Source organism: Halomonas icarae (genome assembly GCF_009901955.1).
Classification (GTDB): domain Bacteria; phylum Pseudomonadota; class Gammaproteobacteria; order Pseudomonadales; family Halomonadaceae; genus Halomonas; species Halomonas icarae.
The window spans coordinates 524,451-544,378 of record NZ_WUTS01000001.1 but is presented as its reverse complement, the minus strand read 5'-3'; the positions used below and the strand labels follow the sequence as shown (position 1 = coordinate 544,378).

Sequence of the window (19,928 nt, the reverse complement as noted above, 5' to 3'; positions counted from 1 at the left end):
GGACCCATGGCTTACCTGACCATGCCGATCACGCGCTCCAGGGCATCGGCAAAGATGTCGATCTCGTCCAGGGTGTTGTAGGCGGCAAACGACGCCCGGCAGGTCGCATCGACACCGAAGTGGGCGAGCAGCGGTTGGGCACAGTGGTGGCCGGTTCGAATCGCCACCCCGAGCTGGTCGATCAGCAGGCCGATATCCTGGGCGTGGGCACCATCGACCACGAAGGAGAGCACTCCGGCCTTCTCCGGTGAGGTGCCCAGTATACGCAGGCCGTCGATGCGCAGGACCCGCTCGGTGGCATGGGCCAGCAGCCGCCCCTCCCAGGCACCGATCGCCTCGACCCCGACTCCACTCACCCACTTCAGTGCCTCGCCAAGGGCGATCACCTCGGCAATGGCCGGCGTGCCGGCCTCGAACTTGTGGGGAATCTCGGCGAAGGTGGTCTCGGCCTCGAAGGAGACGGTGGCGATCATCTCCCCCCCTCCCTGCCAGGGCGGCATCGCCTCGAGCAGCTCGGTCTTGCCATAGAGCACACCGACCCCGGTGGGGCCATAGACCTTGTGACCGGAGAAGGCGTAGAAGTCGGCATCGAGATCGCGCACGTCTACCGCCTGATGGGGCGTGGCCTGGGCACCATCGACCAGGATCCGCGCACCATGGGCATGGGCAATGGTCGCCATTTCCTTGACCGGGTTGACGGTTCCGAAGGCATTGGAGACATGGTTGACCGCGACCAGCCGGGTTCGCTCGCTGAACAGCTCGCGATAGGCATCGAGATCCAGTGTGCCATGGGCGTCTACCGGGATCACCTTGATGGTAAAGCCGATCTCGGCGGCCAGCAGCTGCCAGGGCACGATATTGGAGTGGTGCTCGAGGCGCGAGATAAGCACCTCGTCACCGGCCTGGAGGTTGGCACGCCCCCAGCTGTTGGCCACCAGGTTGATCGCCTCGGTGGTACCACGGGTGAAGATGATCTCGCGGCTATCGGCGGCATTCAGGAAGCCGCGCACCGTCTCCCGGGTACCCTCGAAGGCAGCGGTGGCCTCATCCGCCAGGGTGTGCAGCCCGCGGTGAATGTTGGCGTTGTAGCCACCGTAGTAGGCAGCGAACGTGTCGATCACCTGCCGTGGGGTCTGGCTGGTCGCCGCATTGTCGAGATAGACCAGCGGCCTGCCATGCACCTGGCGCGTGAGAATCGGAAAGTCGGCGCGAATCGCCGCGACGTCGAGGCTCGACGTCGCGGGGGCGCGGGTAGCCAGATCGGTCATGGCAGGCTCCTCCTCAGGATATCGCGGTCGCTCTCACTCATGGCCCTTACTCATCACCCAGGGCCACGGCGGTTTCCACCAGCCCGGCCAGGTTGAAGCGCTCGGGCAGCTTGCCGGCGACGGCGAGCTCCACACGCTCGGCGATGGCATCCAGGCGCACCGCCTCGAGCACCTCACCCGCGAAGGCCAGGGTCAGCAGACCTCGAGCCGTCTGGCGATCGATTCCGCGAGCGCGCAGGGCATAGATCGCCTCCTCGTCGAGCTGTCCCGTGGTGCAGCCGTGGGTGCACTTTACGTCATCGGCGTAGATCTCGAGTTCGGGCTTGGCATCGATCTCGGCGCGATCGGAGAGCAGCAGGTTGGCGTTGCTCTGGAAGCCTTCGATCTTCTGACTGTCAGGCTTGACCACCACCTTGCCGTTGAACACGCCATGCGAGCGATCGTCGAGGATGCCCTTGTAGTTCTCGTTGGAGAAGGTGCGCGGCGCATTGTGGTTGGCCAGGGTGTGGCTGTCGACATGCTGGCGACCCTCGCCATAGAACAGGCCGTAGAAGTCGCTGGTCGCGTTCTCGCCATTCAGCTCGCTGATCAGGTCGGTGCGCACCAGGGCGCCCCCCAGATTCAGGTTGAACGAGGTATAGCGGCTGTCACGGGCCTGTTCGACATGAATCGACGCCACATGCAGATCGGCGAGCGACGCCTCCTGAAGCTTGTAGTGGGTGAGCATGGCGTTACGCTCGAGGATCACTTCCGCCACCAGGTTGGTGAAGTTGGCGGCGCCCTCCTCGCCCACATGATGCTCGACCAGGGTCGCCTCACTGCGCCCGCCGGCCTGCACCAGAACGCGGGGGTGGCTCATCACAGGCGCCTCGCCGTTACGGGAGAGGAACTGCAGGATGATCGGCTTCTCGACCACGGTGCCCGGCGCCAGGCGCAGCACGGCGCCCTCCTCCATAAAGGCGGTGTTCAGCGCCGAAAAGGGCGAGAACTCGACCCCGGTGAGGCGCCCCAGCGGTCCGCCTACCGCCTCATGGTTCTCGGCCAGTGCCACCGACAGGGGCTGCAGGGAGACGCCCTCCGGCAGGCCATCGAGCTGCGACAGCGATGCCGAGAAGATGCCGTCGACGAAGGTCAATCGATAGGCATCGATGGGCAGGGTCAACGTCGCCGCGCTGGCGGGTGAGAAGTCGGCATCGGCGGCCAGGGCGAAGTCGCCCCGGGCGATGGCACGAACATCGGTATACTTCCACGCCTCGTCGCGGCGAGTGGGAAAGCCCATCGCCTCGAAGCGGGCCGCGCCGGCCTGCCGACGCGCGGCAATCCAGGTCGGCTCGCCAGCGCGGTCGGCACGAGCCTCGGCCAGACGGTCGAGAAAACGCTGTGTATCTTCACTCATGCGACGGACTCCTCCAGCACCCAGTCATAGCCACGGGATTCGAGCTCGCGAGCCAGGTCCGCGTCGCCGCTCATGGCGATGCGGCCGTCGACGAGCACGTGAACCCGGTCGGGCACGATATAGTCGAGCAGGCGCTGATAGTGGGTCACCAACAGGATGGCCCGCTCCTCGGAGCGCAGCGAGTTGACGCCATCGGAGACGACCTTCATGGCATCGATGTCGAGACCCGAGTCGATCTCGTCGAGCATCGCCAGGCGCGGCTCCAGCACCAGCATCTGCAGGATCTCGTTGCGCTTCTTCTCGCCGCCGGAGAAGCCTTCGTTGACGGAGCGCTGCAGGAAGCTGGCATCCATCTGCATGAGCGCCGCCTTCTCCTTGATCAGCTTCATGAACTCGGGAGCCGGAATCTCGCCTAGCCCCTGAGCCTCGCGCTTGGCATTGAGCGCGGCCTTGAGCAGATAGATGTTCTTGACCCCCGGAATCTCCACCGGGTACTGGAAGCCCAGCAACAGGCCCGCACAGGCACGCTCCTCGACGGACATCTCCAGCACGTCCTGGCCGTCATAGGTGATGCTGCCGCTGGTCACCTCATACTCTTCCCTGCCGGCGATGACCGCCGAGAGGGTCGACTTACCGGAGCCGTTGGGCCCCATGATGGCGTGCACCTCGCCGGCATTGATGGACAGCGACAGGCCCTTGAGGATTTCATTACCCTCGACGGAAACGTGTAGATCCTTGACTTCGAGCATCGTGAATACCTTTTGATTCGATTAAGCGATTGGCAACGGTGTGATCAGCCGACGGAGCCTTCGAGGGTGACCCTGAGCAGCGCTTCGGCCTCGACGGCAAACTCCATGGGCAGCTCCTGGAAGACGTCCTTGCAGAAGCCGTTGACGATCATGCTCACGGCGTCCTCCTCGGAGATGCCGCGGCTCTGGCAGTAGAAGAGCTGGTCATCGCCGATCTTGGAGGTGGTGGCCTCATGCTCCACGGTCGCGGTGCTGTTGCCGATCTCCTGATAGGGGAAGGTGTGGGCGCCACACTGATCACCGATCAGCAGCGAGTCACACTCGGTAAAATTGCGCGCACCCTTGGCGCGGGGGCCGATCTTCACCAGGCCGCGATAGGCCTGGTTGCTGCGCCCGGACGAGATCCCCTTGGAGATGATGCTGGAGCGCGACCCCTCGCCGATATGGATCATCTTGGTGCCGGTGTCGGCCTGCTGGCGGCCACCGGTCACCGCCACTGAGTAGAACTCACCGATGCTGTCCTTGCCGCGCAGCACGCAGGAGGGATACTTCCAGGTGATGGCGGAGCCGGTCTCGACCTGGGTCCAGCTGATGCGCGAGCGGTCGCCACGACAGTCACCGCGCTTGGTGACGAAGTTGTAGATACCGCCCTTGCCATCCTCGTCGCCGGGATACCAGTTCTGCACGGTGGAGTACTTGATGTAGGCATCGTCCAGCGCCACCAGCTCGACCACTGCCGCGTGCAGCTGGTTCTCGTCGCGCATCGGCGCGGTGCAGCCCTCCAGATAGGAGACCTGGGCGCCCTCCTCACAGATGATCAGGGTGCGCTCGAACTGCCCGGTATTCTCGGCGTTGATGCGGAAGTAGGTGGAGAGCTCCATGGGGCAGGTCACGCCCTTGGGCACGAACACGAAGGAGCCGTCGGTAAATACCGCCGAGTTGAGCGCCGCGAAGTAGTTGTCGGTCTGGGGCACCACGGTGCCGAGATACTGCTTGACCAGCTCCGGATACTTCTGCACTGCCTCGGAGATGGAGCAGAAGATCACCCCGGCTTCGCCGAGCTTCTCCTTGAAGGTGGTGGTCACGGAGACCGAGTCGAAGACGGCGTCCACCGCCACCCCAGCCAGGGCGGCACGCTCATGCAGCGGAATACCCAGCTTCTCGTAGGTCTCGAGCAGCTTGGGATCCACCTCGTCTAGGCTCTGGGGGCGATCCTCGGGGCGCTTGGGCGCACTGAAGTAGGAGATGGCCTGATAATCGATAGGCGGAAAGTCGAGGTGAGCCCAGGAGGGCGGCGTCATCTTCAACCAGGCACGATACGCCTTGAGACGCCACTCGAGCATCCACTCCGGCTCGCCCTTCTTGTTGGAGATAAAGGCGATGACGTCCTCGTCAAGGCCCGGCGGTAGCGTCTCGCTCTCGATGTCGGTCACGAACCCCTCTTTGTATTCGCGACGGACAAGCTGTTCCATTTCTTCAGTTGCCATGATCTCTCCCCTCCCGGACATTGGGCCGGCGAGACGGGCTCGCCGATTGAATCTGATGAAACTTGGATGCTCAGGCCGTATCGGCGGCCAGGCTCACGCTCTGGATGGGCAGCTGTACCGGCAACTTGATCGGCGTGGGGCTGGCCAGATGTGCCAGGGTCACGCTGCCGAGCAGGGTGCGCACACCCAACGATACGCGCTGCCAGTTGTCGGCGACGCCACAGGTGGCGGCCAGTTCACAGTCGCCATCGTCATGGCTGCACTCCGTCATGGCCACCGGCCCTTCGATGGCGGTGATGATATCGATAGTGGTGATCTCGGAGGCAGGCCGTGCCAGCGAGTACCCTCCCAGGGCACCGCGGCGAGACTCGAGCAGCCCCGCCTTGACCAGCATCTTCAGCGTCTTGCTGACGGTGGGGTGCGGTAGCTGGACGGCCTCGGCGAGATCGGCAGCGGCCTGGGGGTGCTCGGGGTGACGAGCGATCTGGGCCATCACCACAGCGGCGTAGTCGGTCAGCCGCGAGAGCTTGAGCATGGCGAGCCTCCTGTGGACGAGCGGCCCAGCGATATGCCGTGCCTCAATAGCGGACCATTTTAGTCCCATATGATTTCGATGTGAAGCCCGCCCCGCGAATTCCCTTATCCAGCCGGCAGAATCGCGGCATGATCGACGCCGATAGCATCAATAAACGCAATCGTTATCATTTGCGGAAACTATCTGTCCGCATCGTGATCAAGCCTTTTTCACGAACTGGGACTTCAGCTTCATGGGGCCGACACCCTCGACCTTGCAGTCGATATCATGGTCACCCTCCACCAGCCGAATGCTCTTGACCTTGGTACCCACCTTTACCACCTGGGAGGAGCCCTTGATCTTGAGGTCCTTGATCACCGTGACGCTGTCGCCATCGGCCAGCAGGTTACCGTTGGCATCACGCACCTCGAGGCCAGTGTCGAGTGCCTCGTCACCGGCTTGAGCGGACCACTCATGACCGCACTCGGGGCAGACATACTGGATGCCGTCCTCGTAGGTATAGGGAGAGTTACAGGCAGGACAGGCGGGAAGTTCGCTCATGACAGGCTCCAGACAAGGTGGGATGAAAGCTGCCAAGCCTACACCGCGGCGCTGCGGGTCTCCAGCGAACACATGACGACCAGGGTCCGGCCTGGCAGGATTGACCCATCCAATATGTAGAAGGAAGCAGCATGCAGGAGGGTCCAACCACGGTTTTCGGTGGCACCGGTTTCCTCGGCCGGGCCATCGTGCGCGAGCTGGTGGAGGCGGGCCGCCCGGTGCGCATCGCCTCACGCCACCCGAGCCTGCCCGCATGGCGCGAGCCCGGAGACCGGATCGAGGCCATGACCTGCGACATTCGCGACGAGGCACAGGTCACGACGGCCCTGGAGGGCAGCACCGCCGCGATCAATGCCGTCAGTCTCTACGTGGAGCAGCCCCGGGCGGGGCTGACCTTTACCGCGATTCATGAACGGGCCGCCGGCCGCCTGGCAGGGATGGCGCGGGAGGCCGGCATCTCGCGGCTGGTGCATATCTCGGGCATCGGCGCCGATGCCCGCTCCCCCTCCGCCTATGTGCGTGCCCGGGCCGCCGGCGAACAGGCCGTGCTCGAGGCCATGCCCAAGGCGACCCTGCTGCGTCTCGGCGTACTGTTCGGCCCCGATGACGCCCTGTTGACCAACCTCGCCCGGCTGGTACGCCTGCCGCTGGTGCCGCTGTTCGGTCGCGGGACGACCCGCCTGCAACCGGTGCATGTAGATGATGTGGCCCGTGCCGCGGCACGTCTCACCGCGACACGACCCGTCGAGCGGCGGCTCTTCGAGCTCGGTGGGCCCGAGGTATTGACCTACCGGGAGCTGGTCGAGCGTGTGGCGGCTCAGCTCGAACGCCATCCGCGACTGCTGCCTCTGCCCTTCTTCGCCTGGCGCCTCGCCGCTACCCTGCTCTCCCCGCTCCCCTCACCGCCCCTGACGCGGGACCAGGTAGTGCTGATGCAGCGCGAAAACCTTGCCGACCCGGACGCCGGAAGCTTCGCCGACCTCGGCATCATGCCGCGCACGCTGCATGACAGCCTGCCGCGCTGCCTGGCGAAAGATTGAGGAGCCGGGCACGAGTCAGGAAAGTCAGTCGCCCAATGAGCCGAGGCGACCAGCCTGAACCACTTCAATCCAATAACCATCGACATCCTTGATGAAAATCACATCTTTCAGCTTGCCTTGATCCGAGCGCTTGACGAACTCAACATCGTTGGCATCGAACCAGGTCTCAGCTGCTGCTAGATCCGGCACACTGAAGCAGATGTGACCGAACCCCTGAGGCTCGGCATTGCCGTCATGATAGATGCGCCCCTCTTGACTCTCGGTTCCCCAGTTGTGAGTCAGCTCAAGTACGCCACGCTGGTTGAAAGTCCAGACGGTGCGCTCACTCGCATCATCGGGAACGGACTCACCGGCTTCGGGACGTGCCAAAAAGTAGAGAGAGAACTGCATGGCCTCGAAGTCGAGCCGGCGCAGCACTCGCATGCCAAACACCCGGGTATAAAACCCTAGAGACGCCTCAGGGTCTTTTATTCTCAACATGGTGTGATTAAGGCGAAAGCCTTCGGTCTCGGATGGAGGTATATGAACGCCAGGATACTGTTCACCAGAAAAACTCATTTCAGAACTCCTTGACTAATTCAAAGAAGAGAAAAGGTAGAGATGCTATGGACTTACATCAGATCGCTTTCTGCCTCATCAGCTGGCCGATATGTTCGGCCTGTCGGATGGCCAGGGATACAATCGTCAGGGTCGGGTTCTCTGCACCGGAGGTGGTGAACTGACTGCCGTCGGAGATGAAAAGGTTGGGAACCTCATGGGTCTGGCCATAAGAATTGCAGACCCCCTCTTCGGGGCGTTCACTCATCCGGCAGGTTCCCAGGTTGTGTGTTGAGGGATAAGGCGGCACCTCGTAGATATCTCTGGCCCCCACCGAGCGGTAGAGCTCTGCGCCCTGCCGGTAGCCATGCTCGCGCATGACAATGTCGTTGGGATGATCATCATAATGGACATTTGCAACGGGCAGCCCGTATCGGTCGGTAACGTCAGGGCTGAGGGTCACTCGGTTGCTTTCTTGAGGTAGGTCTTCGCCCACCAACCACATGCCCGCCATGTTCTCGTACTGATCTAGCGCACCTGTAAAGCGCGGCCCCCAAGCACCGGGATCTAGGAAGGCCGCCATGAACGGCAATCCCAGAGACAATGTCTCCATCTCGTACCCACCGACGAAGCCGCGCTCAGGGTCATGATGGGCCTCATCAGAGATGATGCCAGCCATGGTTGTGCCACGGTACATGTGCACGGGCTCCTCGAAGGTGGCATAAACCGACCCAGTCATGTGGCGCATATAATTGCGCCCCACCTGGCCCGAGCCATTAGCAAGACCCTCTGGGAACAAGTCACTAGCTGAATTAAGCAGAAGGCGAGGCGTTTCAAGGGAGTTACCGGCTACCGCTACCAGGCGTGCCCGCTGACGCTGCTCATTGCCCTCAGCATTGAAGTAGACCACCGCCGTTACTCTGCCACGTTCATCATGTTCAATTCGTGCCACATGGGACTCGGGGCGAAGCTCTAGGTGACCAGTGGCGATGCCCTCAGGCAACTCGGTGTAGAGGGTCGACCACTTAGCTCCAGTTTTGCATCCCTGGAAGCAAAACCCCCTCTGCTGGCAGGCAGCGCGACCAGCACGTGGCGCGCTGTTGATAGCCATATGCCCAGTGTTACATGAGTAGCCCAGCATCTTGGCGCCGTTGTACATCACCTTGAAATTATTATTTCCGGGCAGTCCCTTGTTGTCGTTGGTGCGCGTTACGCCCATTCGTCGTTCGGCGCGGTCGTAGTAGGGAGCTAATTCATTGTAGGTAAGGGGCCAATCGAGTAGGTTGGCGCCCGCCACCTTTCCATAGGTTGACAGGGCAGCAAACTCGTGAGGCTGAAAGCGTAAGCTTGCGCCTGCCCAGTGTACGGTAGTCCCGCCTACCGCCTTAACGATCCACGCTGGCAGGTTGGGGAAGTCATTCGCGATTCTCCAGCTACCTGAAGTAGTGCGCGTATCAAGCCAGGCAAGCTGAGCAAAGGAGGCCCACTCATCGGCCAAGAAGTCAGCTGTGGTATGCAAAGCACCAGCTTCCAGCACCACCACGTCAATGCCCTGTTGGGCCAGCTCATTAGCCAGGGTACCACCGCCAGCACCCGAACCTACTACCACGACAACACTGGCATCGTCATGAGCGAAGGTCTTCTGGTTGTCAGTCATTGCCATCTTGGCATCTCCATAAGCATTATTGTTCTGGTCCACGATGATCGCGTCTACGTCAAGCCGTGGGCTCCTCAAAGGGCAGGTAACCACCCTGAGGCTGGGGTGGGTCGGGTAGCCAGGTAAGGTCGTTGAAGCCCTTGCTTAGATAGCCACCGTCACCCTCGGCACCTTCATAGCCGAAGTGGGCGAAAGCTAAGGGGTTGTCATAGAGCGAAACCACGGCATCACCGCGGATAGTTTCAAAGAAGGGCGTACCAGCCATGGCGGTAAGATGATCAAGCCGAGAGGCACCATCCAGTGCTAACCAGTCACCACCGGCAGATTTTTCGAGCTCTGTGATACCGTTACTAAGTGTGTTGAGCAAGTTATTATCACTAGCTTTTCGATCAAGGCTCTTCACTACGTAGGCATAAACAGCATCCTCTAAACCCGAGTGTGGGAAAATCTGCTTAACAACCCCCAGTAAAACATCTCCTTGATGTGTGCTAAGTGTCTCGAGTGGCATGGCCCAGCTGCGAGAGGGGGCCAATAGAGCAATAGGTCCGCTGGCAAAGGCCAGAGTACCGGCCAGAACACCACCGCTCGCTTTGAGAAAGACGCGGCGTGATAGAGTGGGTGAACTCATAGCTGACCTCTCGTAATCAAAGCTCAATACCAAAGCAGTATTGTGCCGATATCAAATTTTGTAGGGGGGACCACCTGGAGCAAGAAACAGACTTGAGACTAGACGTAGGAAGCATCCATCGGGTAACAGCGGACTACTACATCTACGAAAGTCTAATGCTAAAGTGCTGTCTTAGGCGGCAATGTCAGTGAATCGCAAGCACAATTCACCTTCAGCCTGCAGACACACCTTTCAGAGAGAGAACATATGTGCCACGTCTATGCATCAACCGATCCATGGCGTTATGAATGCACCACACGGTCGGTGCGCTTGCAAGGCAGCGTGACCAGTATCCGTTTGGAAAACGAGTTCTGGGAAATTCTCGACCAGCTAGCCCAAGATCAACGACTATCTACTGGTCAATTCATCAGTGAGCTGTATGGCGAGGTCATAGCAACCAAAGGCACAGTGCCAAATCTCGCTTCCATGCTGCGCGTAGCCTGTGCCGTACATCTACACATCCGCGCTGAGCCTGCTGCACACAGAGCATGAAATCTGAGCTCTACCACAGGGTTCAACAGCTGACCCATGTGTCATAGCCTTTCACTCGTTAGCTATTACGAGCTCGAGCGCCATCCGCGACTGCTGATGCAGCGCGACAACCTTGCCGACCCGGACGCCGGAAGCTTCACCGACCTCGGCATCATGCCGCGCACGTTGCATGACAGCCTGCCGCGCTGCCTCTCCGATAGCTGACAGGCCAGGCCGAGTTACGCAATATACGGCCCAGGCGGATATGGTCCAGTCAGACAGGGGTAGTCTTCACGGCTATGCTGTGAAGGCGGCCCCCCCCCCCAACTGGGGCCTCGCTAGTCAGGGAGCCTTGACCGTGAGCGACCAGAATCAGGTGATCGTCTTCTACGACGAGCGCATGCTGGCACACGAGCCCGACATTGAGGTGCCCTTCCTGCCTGGGCGCATGGACACGCGTATCCGCTCGCTGCTGTCGGGGCTCGGCGTGCCCTGGAAATACCCGGAACACCCCGCCCGGCTTACCGCCATTCGCCACCTCCTCGAACAGGAGCCGGTCTCCGGCATGAGGTTTGAGACGGGTATGGCCGCGACTCGGGAACAGCTGGCGCGGGTTCACACCCTCTCTTACCTGGACCGTATCTTCCGACTACGCGGCCAGAACGTCTGGCTGGACGTGGATACCACCGCGGTCTCGCCCGGCAGCATTCAGGCCGCCGAGGTGGCCGCAGGCACGGCGATCGCCGCCGTGGAAGCGGTGTTCAAGGGGCAAACGGAGAGCAGCTTCGCGTTGGTGAGGCCACCGGGGCATCACGCCGAGCCGGTGCGCGCCCGGGGCTTCTGCCTGTTCAACAATGTGGCGGTGGCCGCCGCCCATGCCCGCGCGGTGCTGGGCTGCGAGCGGGTGATGATCGTCGACTGGGATGCCCACCACGGCAATGGCACCCAGGACATCTTCTGGGCCGACCCCGACGTGCTGTTCTTCGATATCCATCGTGCTGCCCCCTTCTACCCCGGCACGGGCAGCCTCGAAGAGGTCGGGGATGGTCTCGGCGATGGTACCAACGTCAATGTCCCGCTACCCGCCGACGCCGGTGATGCCGCCTATCTCAAGGCCTTCCGCGAGATCCTGGTGCCCGCGGCGCAATGGTTCCGACCAGACCTGATTCTGGTCTCGGCAGGCTTCGACCCCCACAGCCATGACCTGGCATTGAACGTCACCTACGATGGCTTTGCCGCCATGACCGGTATCCTCCAGGCCCTGGCCCGTGAGCAGTGCGGGGGACGGCTGGTCTTTGTGCTCGAGGGTGGCTACAACCTCATCTCGCTGTCACGCGGGGTACGCTCGGTGCTGAAGGTGCTGGCAGGAGAGGTCCCACCGGAACCCGGGCGACGTGGAATAGCAGAGGTGGAAGCCGCGGCAACCTTTCACCGTGCAGCTTTCGTGGAACCTGGGGTTCCGGAGGAGCCGGATAATAATGACCAGGTAAGACACCGGGAGTAGAGATCGACACTCCACGGCCACGGTCCCGAGTCGCCTTGATCCGCGTCAAGCCTTCAGACGCCAACCCCAAACAGCGCCTGAGCGAGGTGACCGGTCAGGAAGGCCAATCCCGCCGCCGCGCCGCCCATCAGCAGGGTACGCACGCCGGAGGTCAGCACCGGCTGGTGATAGACGAGGCTCTTGCCCATCCCAATCAGAAAGAACATCAGCCCGGCGAGCGAGAGGCTGGAGAGAAACTGCGCATTGGCCGTCAGGCCGGGCACGGCGTAGGGCAGAAGCGGCACCGCCCCCACCACCAGAAAGGCAGCGAAGGTGACCAACCCCGAGCGCAGGGGACTCAGGCCCTCGGTCTGCAGGCCATGCTCCTCGCGCAGCATGGTCTCCACCCACAGCTCACGGTCGCTGCAGATGGTCTCGACCACCCGCTCGAGGGTCTCGCCGGCGAAGCCCTTGGCGATGAAGATCTGGCGGATCTCCTCGCGCTCCCCCTCTGGAATCACATCGATATGATGGTGCTCATCGCGGCGCACCCCGTCGACATGCTCGCGCTGTGCCTTGATCGCCTCATAGTTGCTGATCGCCATGCTGAAGCCATCGGCCAGCAGATTGGCGAACCCCAGCACCAGGGCCACGGTGGCCGAGAAGCCGGCCCCGAAGGCACCGGAAACCACCGCGAAGGTCGTCACGCAACCGTCGATGCCACCCAGGATGGCGTCGGGCAGGCTCTGCCCGGCATTGCCGCCCTGCAGCCGGCGGCGAATGGCCTCCGGATGGTGCTCCGCCTCCAGATCGCTACGCTTGTGCCCTTGCATGCGAACTCCTTCCCACCGAATGGTGACATCGCTCCCCTCCTACGAGGGCCAGTGACCTCCCTCGACCCCTGCAGGGCCTGGCTGGCTCCATGATAAGCTTGGGGGAACATCCATAAGGTAGCCACTGCCGGCACGCCTGGCCTATATCACGAAGCCCCGGACACCAGGGGCACCGGCCGTGTCACCCGGCACACAAGGAGAAGTAACGAATGAGCTCTACCCCCTGGACCGCCCCCATGCCCGACGAGCAGTTCGAGCTGATGCGCGAGATTCTCGCCGCCCCGAGCCCCGTGGGGCTCGAAGGAGCCATGACCTACGGCGTGCTCAAGCCCCACTTCGATAGCTTCGCTCCCGAAGGCTGGCGGCTGCACCAGTTCAAGGGGCACGCCAGCGTGGTGCTGGACACCCACCCCGGGCGCGACGATCTGTTCAAGGTGATGATCATCGGGCACGCCGACAAGATCCGCATGCAGGTTCGCTCCATCGGCGAGGACGGCAAGATCTGGATCAACAGTGACTCCTTCCTGCCCAATGTGCTGGTCGGCCACGAGGTGACCCTGTTCAGCGAGGACCCCGAGGCGCCGGGCAGCTACCGTCGTATCCTGGGTGGCACCGTGGAGGCGCTGGGCGCCATTCACTTCTCCGACCCCGCCCAACGCAGCGGCGACAAGGGCATCAAGAAGGAGCAGCTCTACCTCGACCTGCAGATCCATGGCGACAACAAGAAGCAGCAGGTGGAGAACCTGGGCGTGCGCCCCGGCGATGCTATCCTGCTGGAGCGCCCCATCCGTCACGGCTTCAGCCCGGATACCTTCTACGGCGCCTACCTCGACAACGGCCTGGGCTGTTTCGTCACCGCCGAGGTGGCACGCCTGATCGCCGAGGCGGGAGGCACCGAGAAGGTCAGGGTGATGTTCGCCATCGCCAGCTATGAGGAGATCGGCCGCTTCGGCAGCCGGGTGCTCGCCGGCGAGCTCGAGCCCGACGCCATCATCGCCGTGGACGTCAACCACGACTACGTGGCCGCCCCCGGCATCGGCGACCGCCGCATGCAGCCACTGGAGATGGGCAAGGGCTTCACCATGTCGGTGGGCTCCATCGCCAGCGAACAGCTCAATCGCATCATCGAGAGCACCGCCCGGGAACACGCCATCCCCATGCAGCGCGATATCGTCGGCGTCGACACCGGTACCGACGGCATGGCCGGCGTGCTCGCCGCGGTGGATTGCGCGGCCACCTCGATCGGCTTCCCGATCCGCAACATGCATACCATCTCCGAGACCGGCAATACCCGGGATGTGACAGCGGCGATCCATGCGATCACTCGCAGCCTCCAGGCGCTGGACGCCCTGCCCGATCCGCATCGCGAGTTCCTCGACAACCACCCGCGCCTCGACACGGCCAGCCCGCTTACCCACCGTGGCGGCGACAAGCCCGAGAACAAGTCCGATAACCCGGAGGGCTGATCAAGCGAGTCGGCCCGCGACGCCCCGGATGCCTGGCATTCGGGGCGCTATCGTCTGTGGCATCGACCATGCCGCCGAGGAATGATGCAGCGCCGACATGGGAGGTAACACAACGGAATCGGGGTTCGCTCTCATTTCCGACAGGCAAGGGCTATGATGCCCTCACAGTCACCAGTCAGTGAGAGCGACATGCACGCCTTTCTCGTCGATGTCTTTGCCATTCATCCCCGCGGTCAGGAGCAGCATCTCGGTGGCGGCATCTTCCATGCGGCCACCTCCGATGAGGCCGAGGAGCTGGCCACCCAGGAGTTCTGGCAATCCCGCCTGACCGACCAGGGTTACGATATCGGCTTTCGCACCGACCAGCCTGACACCGGCTGGAAGGTCATGAGCCTGGAGAGTCTGCAGGCCTTCATGCCGCGTCAGGCCTACGCCTGATACGCAACACGCCTGGAACGCTTCAGAGCAGCAACGCCAAGGCTTGTTATCCGCGCCGCCCCTCGGGGCGGCGCTTGCGTTGGTGCCCCCCGCTACCTCCGTCCCAGCAGCCGGGCCAGAGCCTCGGCCAGCACCGGTGCCATGTCGATGGCATTGCTCGGATGAGCGATGCAGTCGGTACTCCATACCTGGCCCACCCCGGCCGCACGAATCACCGCCAGGGCATCCTCGGCGAACAGAGCATGGGTCAGGGCCACATCCACCGAGTCCGCGCCGGCCGCCAGCAGCGCCTCGGCAGCACGGGCCACCGTATGCCCTGAGCTGGCCACGTCATCCATCAGCACCACCTCGCGTCCCGCCACGGGGATGTCGGGCAGTTGAATCGACACCTCGCGGTCACCGTGTCGCACCTTGCGACACACGCCATGCTCACCGCCGGTGACCTCGGCCGCCCTGGCCACCCACTGCCCCGCCTCCTCATCGGGCCCCAGCAGCAGCGCTCCGGGGCGCCTTTCGGCGACCAGCTCGGCCAGCCGCGGGGCGCCGGACAGGGCCAGCGCATGCTCGAGGGGGATCGCCTGCTCCAGCCGCTCGATACGATGCAGGTGAGGGTCCACCGTGATCACCCCATCAAACAGCTCCGCCAGGAAGCCCCCCACTACGGTCTGGCTGACGATCTCGCCGGGGTGGAAGGCGATATCCTGGCGCATATAGGCGAGATAGGGCGCCACCAGCAGCAGGCGTCCCACGCCCTGCCGGCAGGCATGGCGCGCCAGCAGCAACAGCTCCACCAGCTTGTCATTGGGCCTGTCCAGGCTGCGGTAGATCACCAGTGTCTCGGGAAAGGCGCCCTTCTCGGCGAAAGGCAGGGTCAGCTTGAGCTCGTCATCGGGGAAGCGGTGGCGGTCAACGGCCAGCGCCTGCAGGCCGGAGGCAGCGGCCAAGCGGCGCGCCGCGGCGGCTTCGTCGGCGAAGTGGAGCAGTACGGCTCGGCGATCTGGGCTCACGGGGTCACATCTCCACGTTCAGTTGGGGCAGCTCGTCATGCTCTCCCAGGGTGATGCCGCTATCGCGCTCACTGGACTGATGGGCCAGCGTGAGTTCGTTGCGATAGGCGGCATAGACGGTATAGAAAGGCTGGCCTGGCCTGACCACATCACCGAGTCGCACGGCCAGATCAATGCCTGCCCCGGTGGCCTTGGGTGCCCCGGCCAGCCGGGCGACACGCGCCAGCTTGAGGTTGTCGATGGCGACCACCACGCCGCCCCGGGGTGCCGTCACCTCGAAGCGATGCCTCGCCAGCGGCGGGTTATCGGGATCGAAGGCCTTCGCTCCCTGAGCCTCGATGATCGCCTGCATCTTGTCCAGGGCACGCCCCGAATCGAGAATATCCCGGGCGATAGAGAAGCCATCCCCGCCGCGCACATCGGGATCGAACTCGAGCATCCGGCCGGCCAGCCGCAGCGCCTTCTGACGCAGGTCCATGGGGGCGTCCAGATGATTGGTCAGTACCCGCATCACATCGCGAGCCTCTAGCATGGGACCGATGCCACGGCCGATCGGCTGGCTACCGTCGGTGATCACCACCTCCAGGGTCAGCCCCATGCGTCCGGCCACGAACTCGAACAGCTTGCGCAGCCGACGAGCCTCAGGCATCGACCGCACCTTGGCGTGGGGGCCAACGGGAATATCGAGCAGCAGATGGGTGGAGCCGGCGGACACCTTCTTGGAGAGAATCGAGGCCACCATCTGGCCCGGTGAGTCGATGGAGAGCGGGCGCTCCACCGAGATCAGTACATCATCGGCCGGCGAGAGCTGGCTGCTGCCGCCCCAGGCCACACAGCCACGATGGCGACGCACGATCTCCCCCAGGGTGTCGAAGGGCAGGTCGACGGTGGCCAGTACCTCCATGGTATCGGCGGTGCCCGAGGGCGAGGTGATGGCCCGCGACGAGGTCTTGGGACAGAGCAGCCCATGGGCGGCGACGATGGGCACCACCAGCATCGAGGTCCGGTTGCCGGGGATGCCGCCGATGCAGTGCTTGTCGACCACCGGTTGCTCGTGCCAGTCGAGACGGCGTCCGACCCGACACATGGCGTCACTGAGGTAGAAGATCTCCTCGCGATCCAGCTCGCCCAGATCACAGGCCACCACGAAGGCGGTCAGCTCGATCTTCGAGTAACGCAGCCCGGCGATATCCTGAATGATTCCCCGATAGTCGGCGCGGGTGAGACGCTCGCCGCGAATCTTGCCATGCAGGGCGGGAATCGACGCAGGTGGCTCCGCCTGGGAGACGCTTACCGGCCGCCCCTCCTCCAGGCCCAGCGAGGCAAAGGCATCCTCGGAGAGCCCCAGCTGCTGGCAGTCGACGATGCCGGGGTCATCGACCACGTTGAGGCTGGCGAGGATACAGCGACCATTGGCGCGCACCTCGACCTTGGAGAGTGCCTGAAAGCCCTCGGCGCGATAACGGTGGCACTCGCGGTGCAGGTAGGCCACATGCTCGCGATAGGTATCGATGCCGACACGCTTGAGCGCCAGCGGCGAGAGGGTATCGTCCAGCGGCGTCGCCTCGGAGGAGGTCTTGTTCATCGCAACATCTCCAGGCATGGCACTCGAGAAGGCCGGTGGCTCCATCCTAGCAGCCGTTTCGACGAGGCGTCTTGACGATACGCGGGTCTTAACGCCAGCCATCGATCACGCTAGGCTGACGGTGACCGACCAGCGGAGTCCAACAGTGTTCGATGCCCACCTGGATGCCGGCCATCTCTGGGCCGTGATCGTGACCCTGATCGTTGTGGTCCTCTGCATCCTGCTCCACTACGAGGTGTCGATGCGGCTCTGGCGGAGCCTTGAGCGTGCCCGCGGCACCCTGCGCCGGCGCTTCCTGATGCTCAGCTTCGTGCTCTTTGCCACCCATGTGACGGAAATCTGGATGTTCGCCGTCGGCATGGTGCTGCTCGCCCAGCACCCTCTGGCCGGTAGCCTCGAGGGGATCGCCACACTGCAGTTTCTCGACTTCGTCTACTTTTCCGCCATCACCTACACCACCCTGGGCTACGGCGACCTTATCCCCACCGGCCCGCTGCGTTTCATCACCGGCAGCGAGGCGCTGCTGGGCTTCATGCTGATCACCTGGTCGGCCTCGCTCACCTTCCTGGAGATGCAGCGTCACTGGTCGGCACGCCGCGAGCGCTGAACCGGCCGTGCCGCCGACGCCGACGCCGACGCCATGACGGTGCAGGCACTACCTGAACAGGCCCAAGGGATGGATGTGGGATGGGCGTGGGATGCGTTTGACAATCACGACGGTACGCCTCACCACCCATTACTCGCAAAATGGAACGTGAGGTTTGATAAGCTTTCGCTCGGCAAGTGAGGCACGCCGCCGCCATTACTATTTGCGCTGATCCCGTCGCGATGGCCTCGTCGCGTCCCGGGAGGCCGCCTCGACCGCGGCGTTACGCCATCATCAAAGGAGAGTCGCCTTGGAGCTGATTCAGTACGCCCTGGACAACCTGGACCTGCTGCTCGCGCGCACCCTGGAGCATATCTCCCTGGTGGGTGTGGCTGTGGGTCTCGCCACCCTCACCGGCGTGCCCATCGGCATCGCCATCACCAAGAACGAACGGGTGGCACGGCTGGTGCTCTATCTCGCCTCGATCATCGTCACCATCCCCTCGATTGCACTGTTCGGGATCATGATTCCGGTGCTTTCGCTGATCGGCCACGGCATCGGCTATGTGCCCGCGGTGATCGCGGTGCTGCTCTACTCCCAGCTGCCGATCATCCGCAACACCTACACCGCCATCAACAACGTCAACCCGGCGCTGCGTGAAGCCGCCCGCGGCATCGGCATGAGCCCCAACCAACGCCTGCGCATGGTGGAGATCCCGCTGGCGGTGCCGGTGATCATGGCCGGCGTGCGCACCGCCGTGGTCCTCAATATCGGGGTCATGGCGATCGCCGCCTATATCGGTGCCGGCGGCCTCGGCACCTTCATCAGCCGCGGCATCTCGCAGTCCGACCCGCGCCAGCTGATTGTTGGCGCCGTGGCGGTGAGCCTGCTGGCGATCATCGTCGACTACACACTGCTCTTCGTGCAGAAGCGCCTGACGCCCAAGGGCATGGAGCGGGCCGCCGAGCCGGCCTGACCCTGCGAGCCGCTTACCCGGCCTCTGACAAGGAAACCACATGATCAAACTCGATAACCTGACCAAGGTCTTCGATACCCCCAAGGGTGCCGTGGTCGCCGCCGATCACATCAGCATGGAGGTCCCCCGGGGCGAGATCTGCATCCTGCTCGGCCCCTCCGGGTGCGGCAAGACGACCACGCTGAAGATGATCAACCGCATCATCCAGCCCACCTCCGGCAAGGTGTTCATCGACGGCGAGGACACCACCGGCATGGATACCCAGAGCCTGCGCCGCAGCATCGGCTACGTGATTCAGCAGATCGGCCTGTTCCCCAACATGACCATCGAGGAGAACATCACGGTGGTGCCGAAGCTGCTCGGCTGGGACAAGGCCAGATACCGCGAGCGGGCCCGCGAGCTGATGGCGATGATCGCCATGGAGCCCGACGCCTTCCTGAAGCGCTACCCAAACGAGCTCTCCGGGGGGCAGCAGCAGCGCATTGGCGTGGCCCGTGCGCTGGCCGCCGACCCGCCGGTGATGCTGATGGATGAGCCTTTCGGCGCCATCGACCCCATCAACCGCACGGTGATCCAGGATGAGTTCCTCAAGATGCAGCAGGAGCTCAAGAAGACCATCATGTTCGTCAGCCACGACATCGACGAGGCGATCAAGATGGGCGATCGCATCGCGGTGTTTCGCGAGGGCAAGCTGGTCCAGCACTCCGAGCCGGACGACCTGTTGGCGGCACCTCGGAACGCCTTCGTCGAGTCCTTCCTGGGCGAGGACCGCGCGCTCAAGCGCCTCAACCTGGTCAGGGTCCGCGAGGTGGTCTCCGACGAGATCGCCACGATCAAGCCAGGCGACACCCTGGAGACGGCGCAGGCCCGCATCGACGACTTCGGTTACCAGAACGCCATCCTGATGGTGAACGACCAGCGCCAGCCGGTGGGCCTGATCACCCGGGCCAAGGCCCGCACCACCAAGGGCTACTGTCGCGATCACTTCCAGAACGTGCCGGCCACGGTGACCCTCGACGATGACCTGCGCAAGGTCGCCTCGTTGATGTTCGCCAAGGACGCCACCTGGCTGCCCTGCGTTGACGACGAGGGGCGTGTCTGCGGTCACATTACCCAGCGTGCCATGACGCACCATCTGGGTGCCCGCTTCCGGACCGCCGAGCGTTCGCCCCAGGCAAGCACCGAGACCACGAGCAAGGAGTAAGCC

At 63.2% G+C, this 19,928-nt stretch carries 21 protein-coding genes; 9 read left to right on the top strand and 12 right to left on the bottom strand.

The window, feature by feature from the left end; genetic code table 11:
* Positions 1-11 precede the first annotated feature (11 nt).
* The 6 genes from GRB80_RS02510 to GRB80_RS02485 form a co-directional block, all read right to left on the bottom strand.
* The gene (locus GRB80_RS02510; RefSeq protein ID WP_161422450.1) at positions 12-1,268 is read right to left on the bottom strand and encodes a cysteine desulfurase; all 1,257 of its coding nucleotides are present in this window, start codon (positions 1,266-1,268) and stop codon (positions 12-14) included.
* 46 nt (positions 1,269-1,314) lie between these two features.
* On the bottom strand, positions 1,315-2,664 hold the full coding sequence (gene sufD, locus GRB80_RS02505) for a Fe-S cluster assembly protein SufD (protein WP_161422449.1): 1,350 nt from the start codon (positions 2,662-2,664) through the stop codon (positions 1,315-1,317).
* Positions 2,661-3,413 carry a Fe-S cluster assembly ATPase SufC gene (gene sufC, locus GRB80_RS02500; protein ID WP_132045084.1) on the bottom strand — a complete coding sequence of 251 codons (753 nt, stop codon included), beginning with the start codon at positions 3,411-3,413 and terminating at the stop codon, positions 2,661-2,663. Before sufC ends, sufD begins: the two co-directional genes overlap by 4 nt.
* A gap of 44 nt (positions 3,414-3,457) precedes the next feature.
* Positions 3,458-4,900 carry a Fe-S cluster assembly protein SufB gene (gene sufB, locus GRB80_RS02495; protein ID WP_161422448.1) on the bottom strand — a complete coding sequence of 481 codons (1,443 nt, stop codon included), beginning with the start codon at positions 4,898-4,900 and terminating at the stop codon, positions 3,458-3,460.
* 70 nt (positions 4,901-4,970) lie between these two features.
* Positions 4,971-5,435 (bottom strand): SUF system Fe-S cluster assembly regulator, encoded by a 465-nt coding sequence (locus tag GRB80_RS02490; protein WP_132045088.1) that lies wholly within the window; start codon positions 5,433-5,435, stop codon positions 4,971-4,973.
* A gap of 198 nt (positions 5,436-5,633) precedes the next feature.
* Entirely contained in the window at positions 5,634-5,975 is a 342-nt protein-coding gene (locus GRB80_RS02485) for a zinc ribbon domain-containing protein YjdM (RefSeq protein WP_161422447.1), read from the bottom strand.
* A 131-nt stretch (positions 5,976-6,106) separates the two neighbouring features.
* Between GRB80_RS02485 and GRB80_RS02480 the strand changes: the two genes are divergently transcribed.
* Complete coding sequence (locus tag GRB80_RS02480; protein WP_161422446.1) at positions 6,107-7,015, top strand: complex I NDUFA9 subunit family protein; 909 nt, start codon at positions 6,107-6,109, stop codon at positions 7,013-7,015.
* A gap of 24 nt (positions 7,016-7,039) precedes the next feature.
* On the opposite strand, the gene gloA is transcribed toward GRB80_RS02480, so the two are convergent.
* The 3 genes from gloA to GRB80_RS02465 are packed head-to-tail and all read right to left on the bottom strand — an operon-like array spanning position 7,040 to position 9,837.
* Complete coding sequence (gloA, locus tag GRB80_RS02475; protein ID WP_161422445.1) at positions 7,040-7,573, bottom strand: lactoylglutathione lyase; 534 nt, start codon at positions 7,571-7,573, stop codon at positions 7,040-7,042.
* Between the two features lie 58 nt (positions 7,574-7,631).
* A complete protein-coding gene (locus tag GRB80_RS02470) occupies positions 7,632-9,215 on the bottom strand; it encodes a GMC family oxidoreductase (protein ID WP_202597152.1) in 1,584 nt (527 codons plus the stop codon).
* Positions 9,216-9,267: 52 nt separating this feature from the next.
* A complete protein-coding gene (locus GRB80_RS02465; protein ID WP_161422444.1) occupies positions 9,268-9,837 on the bottom strand; it encodes a twin-arginine translocation signal domain-containing protein in 570 nt (189 codons plus the stop codon).
* A 246-nt stretch (positions 9,838-10,083) separates the two neighbouring features.
* Here GRB80_RS02465 and GRB80_RS02460 point away from each other — a divergent pair, with 246 nt between their 5' ends.
* From GRB80_RS02460 to GRB80_RS02450, 3 genes are all read left to right on the top strand, one after another.
* Complete coding sequence (locus GRB80_RS02460) at positions 10,084-10,368, top strand: ribbon-helix-helix domain-containing protein (protein WP_161422443.1); 285 nt, start codon at positions 10,084-10,086, stop codon at positions 10,366-10,368.
* 36 nt (positions 10,369-10,404) lie between these two features.
* Entirely contained in the window at positions 10,405-10,572 is a 168-nt protein-coding gene (locus GRB80_RS02455; protein ID WP_202597151.1) for a hypothetical protein, read from the top strand.
* A gap of 133 nt (positions 10,573-10,705) precedes the next feature.
* Entirely contained in the window at positions 10,706-11,851 is a 1,146-nt protein-coding gene (locus tag GRB80_RS02450; RefSeq protein WP_309663493.1) for a histone deacetylase family protein, read from the top strand.
* Positions 11,852-11,904: 53 nt separating this feature from the next.
* Here the strand turns inward: GRB80_RS02450 and GRB80_RS02445 are convergent, their stop codons facing one another.
* Positions 11,905-12,663 (bottom strand): VIT1/CCC1 transporter family protein, encoded by a 759-nt coding sequence (locus GRB80_RS02445; protein WP_161422441.1) that lies wholly within the window; start codon positions 12,661-12,663, stop codon positions 11,905-11,907.
* 209 nt (positions 12,664-12,872) lie between these two features.
* On the opposite strand from GRB80_RS02445, the gene GRB80_RS02440 reads away from it, so the two are divergent.
* Both GRB80_RS02440 and GRB80_RS02435 read left to right on the top strand, forming a co-directional pair.
* Complete coding sequence (locus GRB80_RS02440; RefSeq protein WP_161422440.1) at positions 12,873-14,129, top strand: M20/M25/M40 family metallo-hydrolase; 1,257 nt, start codon at positions 12,873-12,875, stop codon at positions 14,127-14,129.
* Between the two features lie 189 nt (positions 14,130-14,318).
* Positions 14,319-14,567, top strand: coding sequence for a hypothetical protein (locus GRB80_RS02435; protein ID WP_132045107.1), 249 nt, complete (start codon positions 14,319-14,321; stop codon positions 14,565-14,567).
* 92 nt (positions 14,568-14,659) lie between these two features.
* Here the strand turns inward: GRB80_RS02435 and GRB80_RS02430 are convergent, their stop codons facing one another.
* Together GRB80_RS02430 and GRB80_RS02425 are read right to left on the bottom strand one after the other, a co-directional pair.
* Positions 14,660-15,574, bottom strand: coding sequence for a ribose-phosphate diphosphokinase (locus GRB80_RS02430; RefSeq protein WP_161422439.1), 915 nt, complete (start codon positions 15,572-15,574; stop codon positions 14,660-14,662).
* A gap of 4 nt (positions 15,575-15,578) precedes the next feature.
* Positions 15,579-17,159: a thymidine phosphorylase family protein gene (locus GRB80_RS02425; RefSeq protein WP_161422438.1), complete on the bottom strand. Its 1,581-nt coding sequence runs from the start codon at positions 17,157-17,159 to the stop codon at positions 15,579-15,581.
* A gap of 145 nt (positions 17,160-17,304) precedes the next feature.
* Between GRB80_RS02425 and GRB80_RS02420 the strand changes: the two genes are divergently transcribed.
* The 3 genes from GRB80_RS02420 (at position 17,305) to GRB80_RS02410 (ending at position 19,925) form a co-directional block, all read left to right on the top strand.
* On the top strand, positions 17,305-17,766 hold the full coding sequence (locus GRB80_RS02420) for a potassium channel family protein (protein ID WP_240721773.1): 462 nt from the start codon (positions 17,305-17,307) through the stop codon (positions 17,764-17,766).
* A gap of 289 nt (positions 17,767-18,055) precedes the next feature.
* On the top strand, positions 18,056-18,721 hold the full coding sequence (locus GRB80_RS02415) for an ABC transporter permease (protein WP_161422437.1): 666 nt from the start codon (positions 18,056-18,058) through the stop codon (positions 18,719-18,721).
* A 40-nt stretch (positions 18,722-18,761) separates the two neighbouring features.
* Positions 18,762-19,925, top strand: coding sequence for an ABC transporter ATP-binding protein (locus GRB80_RS02410; RefSeq protein ID WP_161422436.1), 1,164 nt, complete (start codon positions 18,762-18,764; stop codon positions 19,923-19,925).
* The last annotated feature ends 3 nt before the right edge of the window (positions 19,926-19,928 follow it).

What these genes read in the sequence shown, in the direction of transcription:
- GRB80_RS02455 (WP_202597151.1), top strand. Translation starts at nt 10,405, where the DNA reads ATGTGTCATAGCCTTTCACTCGTTAGCTATTACGAGCTCGAGCGCCAT.
- GRB80_RS02480 (WP_161422446.1), top strand. Translation starts at nt 6,107, where the DNA reads ATGCAGGAGGGTCCAACCACGGTTTTCGGTGGCACCGGTTTCCTCGGC.
- GRB80_RS02470 (WP_202597152.1), bottom strand. Translation starts at nt 9,215, where the DNA reads ATGGCAATGACTGACAACCAGAAGACCTTCGCTCATGACGATGCCAGT.
- GRB80_RS02440 (WP_161422440.1), top strand. Translation starts at nt 12,873, where the DNA reads ATGAGCTCTACCCCCTGGACCGCCCCCATGCCCGACGAGCAGTTCGAG.
- GRB80_RS02435 (WP_132045107.1), top strand. Translation starts at nt 14,319, where the DNA reads ATGCACGCCTTTCTCGTCGATGTCTTTGCCATTCATCCCCGCGGTCAG.
- GRB80_RS02460 (WP_161422443.1), top strand. Translation starts at nt 10,084, where the DNA reads ATGTGCCACGTCTATGCATCAACCGATCCATGGCGTTATGAATGCACC.
- gloA (WP_161422445.1), bottom strand. Translation starts at nt 7,573, where the DNA reads ATGAGTTTTTCTGGTGAACAGTATCCTGGCGTTCATATACCTCCATCC.
- GRB80_RS02465 (WP_161422444.1), bottom strand. Translation starts at nt 9,837, where the DNA reads ATGAGTTCACCCACTCTATCACGCCGCGTCTTTCTCAAAGCGAGCGGT.
- sufB (WP_161422448.1), bottom strand. Translation starts at nt 4,900, where the DNA reads ATGGCAACTGAAGAAATGGAACAGCTTGTCCGTCGCGAATACAAAGAG.
- GRB80_RS02490 (WP_132045088.1), bottom strand. Translation starts at nt 5,435, where the DNA reads ATGCTCAAGCTCTCGCGGCTGACCGACTACGCCGCTGTGGTGATGGCC.
- sufD (WP_161422449.1), bottom strand. Translation starts at nt 2,664, where the DNA reads ATGAGTGAAGATACACAGCGTTTTCTCGACCGTCTGGCCGAGGCTCGT.
- GRB80_RS02410 (WP_161422436.1), top strand. Translation starts at nt 18,762, where the DNA reads ATGATCAAACTCGATAACCTGACCAAGGTCTTCGATACCCCCAAGGGT.
- sufC (WP_132045084.1), bottom strand. Translation starts at nt 3,413, where the DNA reads ATGCTCGAAGTCAAGGATCTACACGTTTCCGTCGAGGGTAATGAAATC.
- GRB80_RS02485 (WP_161422447.1), bottom strand. Translation starts at nt 5,975, where the DNA reads ATGAGCGAACTTCCCGCCTGTCCTGCCTGTAACTCTCCCTATACCTAC.
- GRB80_RS02445 (WP_161422441.1), bottom strand. Translation starts at nt 12,663, where the DNA reads ATGCAAGGGCACAAGCGTAGCGATCTGGAGGCGGAGCACCATCCGGAG.
- GRB80_RS02510 (WP_161422450.1), bottom strand. Translation starts at nt 1,268, where the DNA reads ATGACCGATCTGGCTACCCGCGCCCCCGCGACGTCGAGCCTCGACGTC.
- GRB80_RS02425 (WP_161422438.1), bottom strand. Translation starts at nt 17,159, where the DNA reads ATGAACAAGACCTCCTCCGAGGCGACGCCGCTGGACGATACCCTCTCG.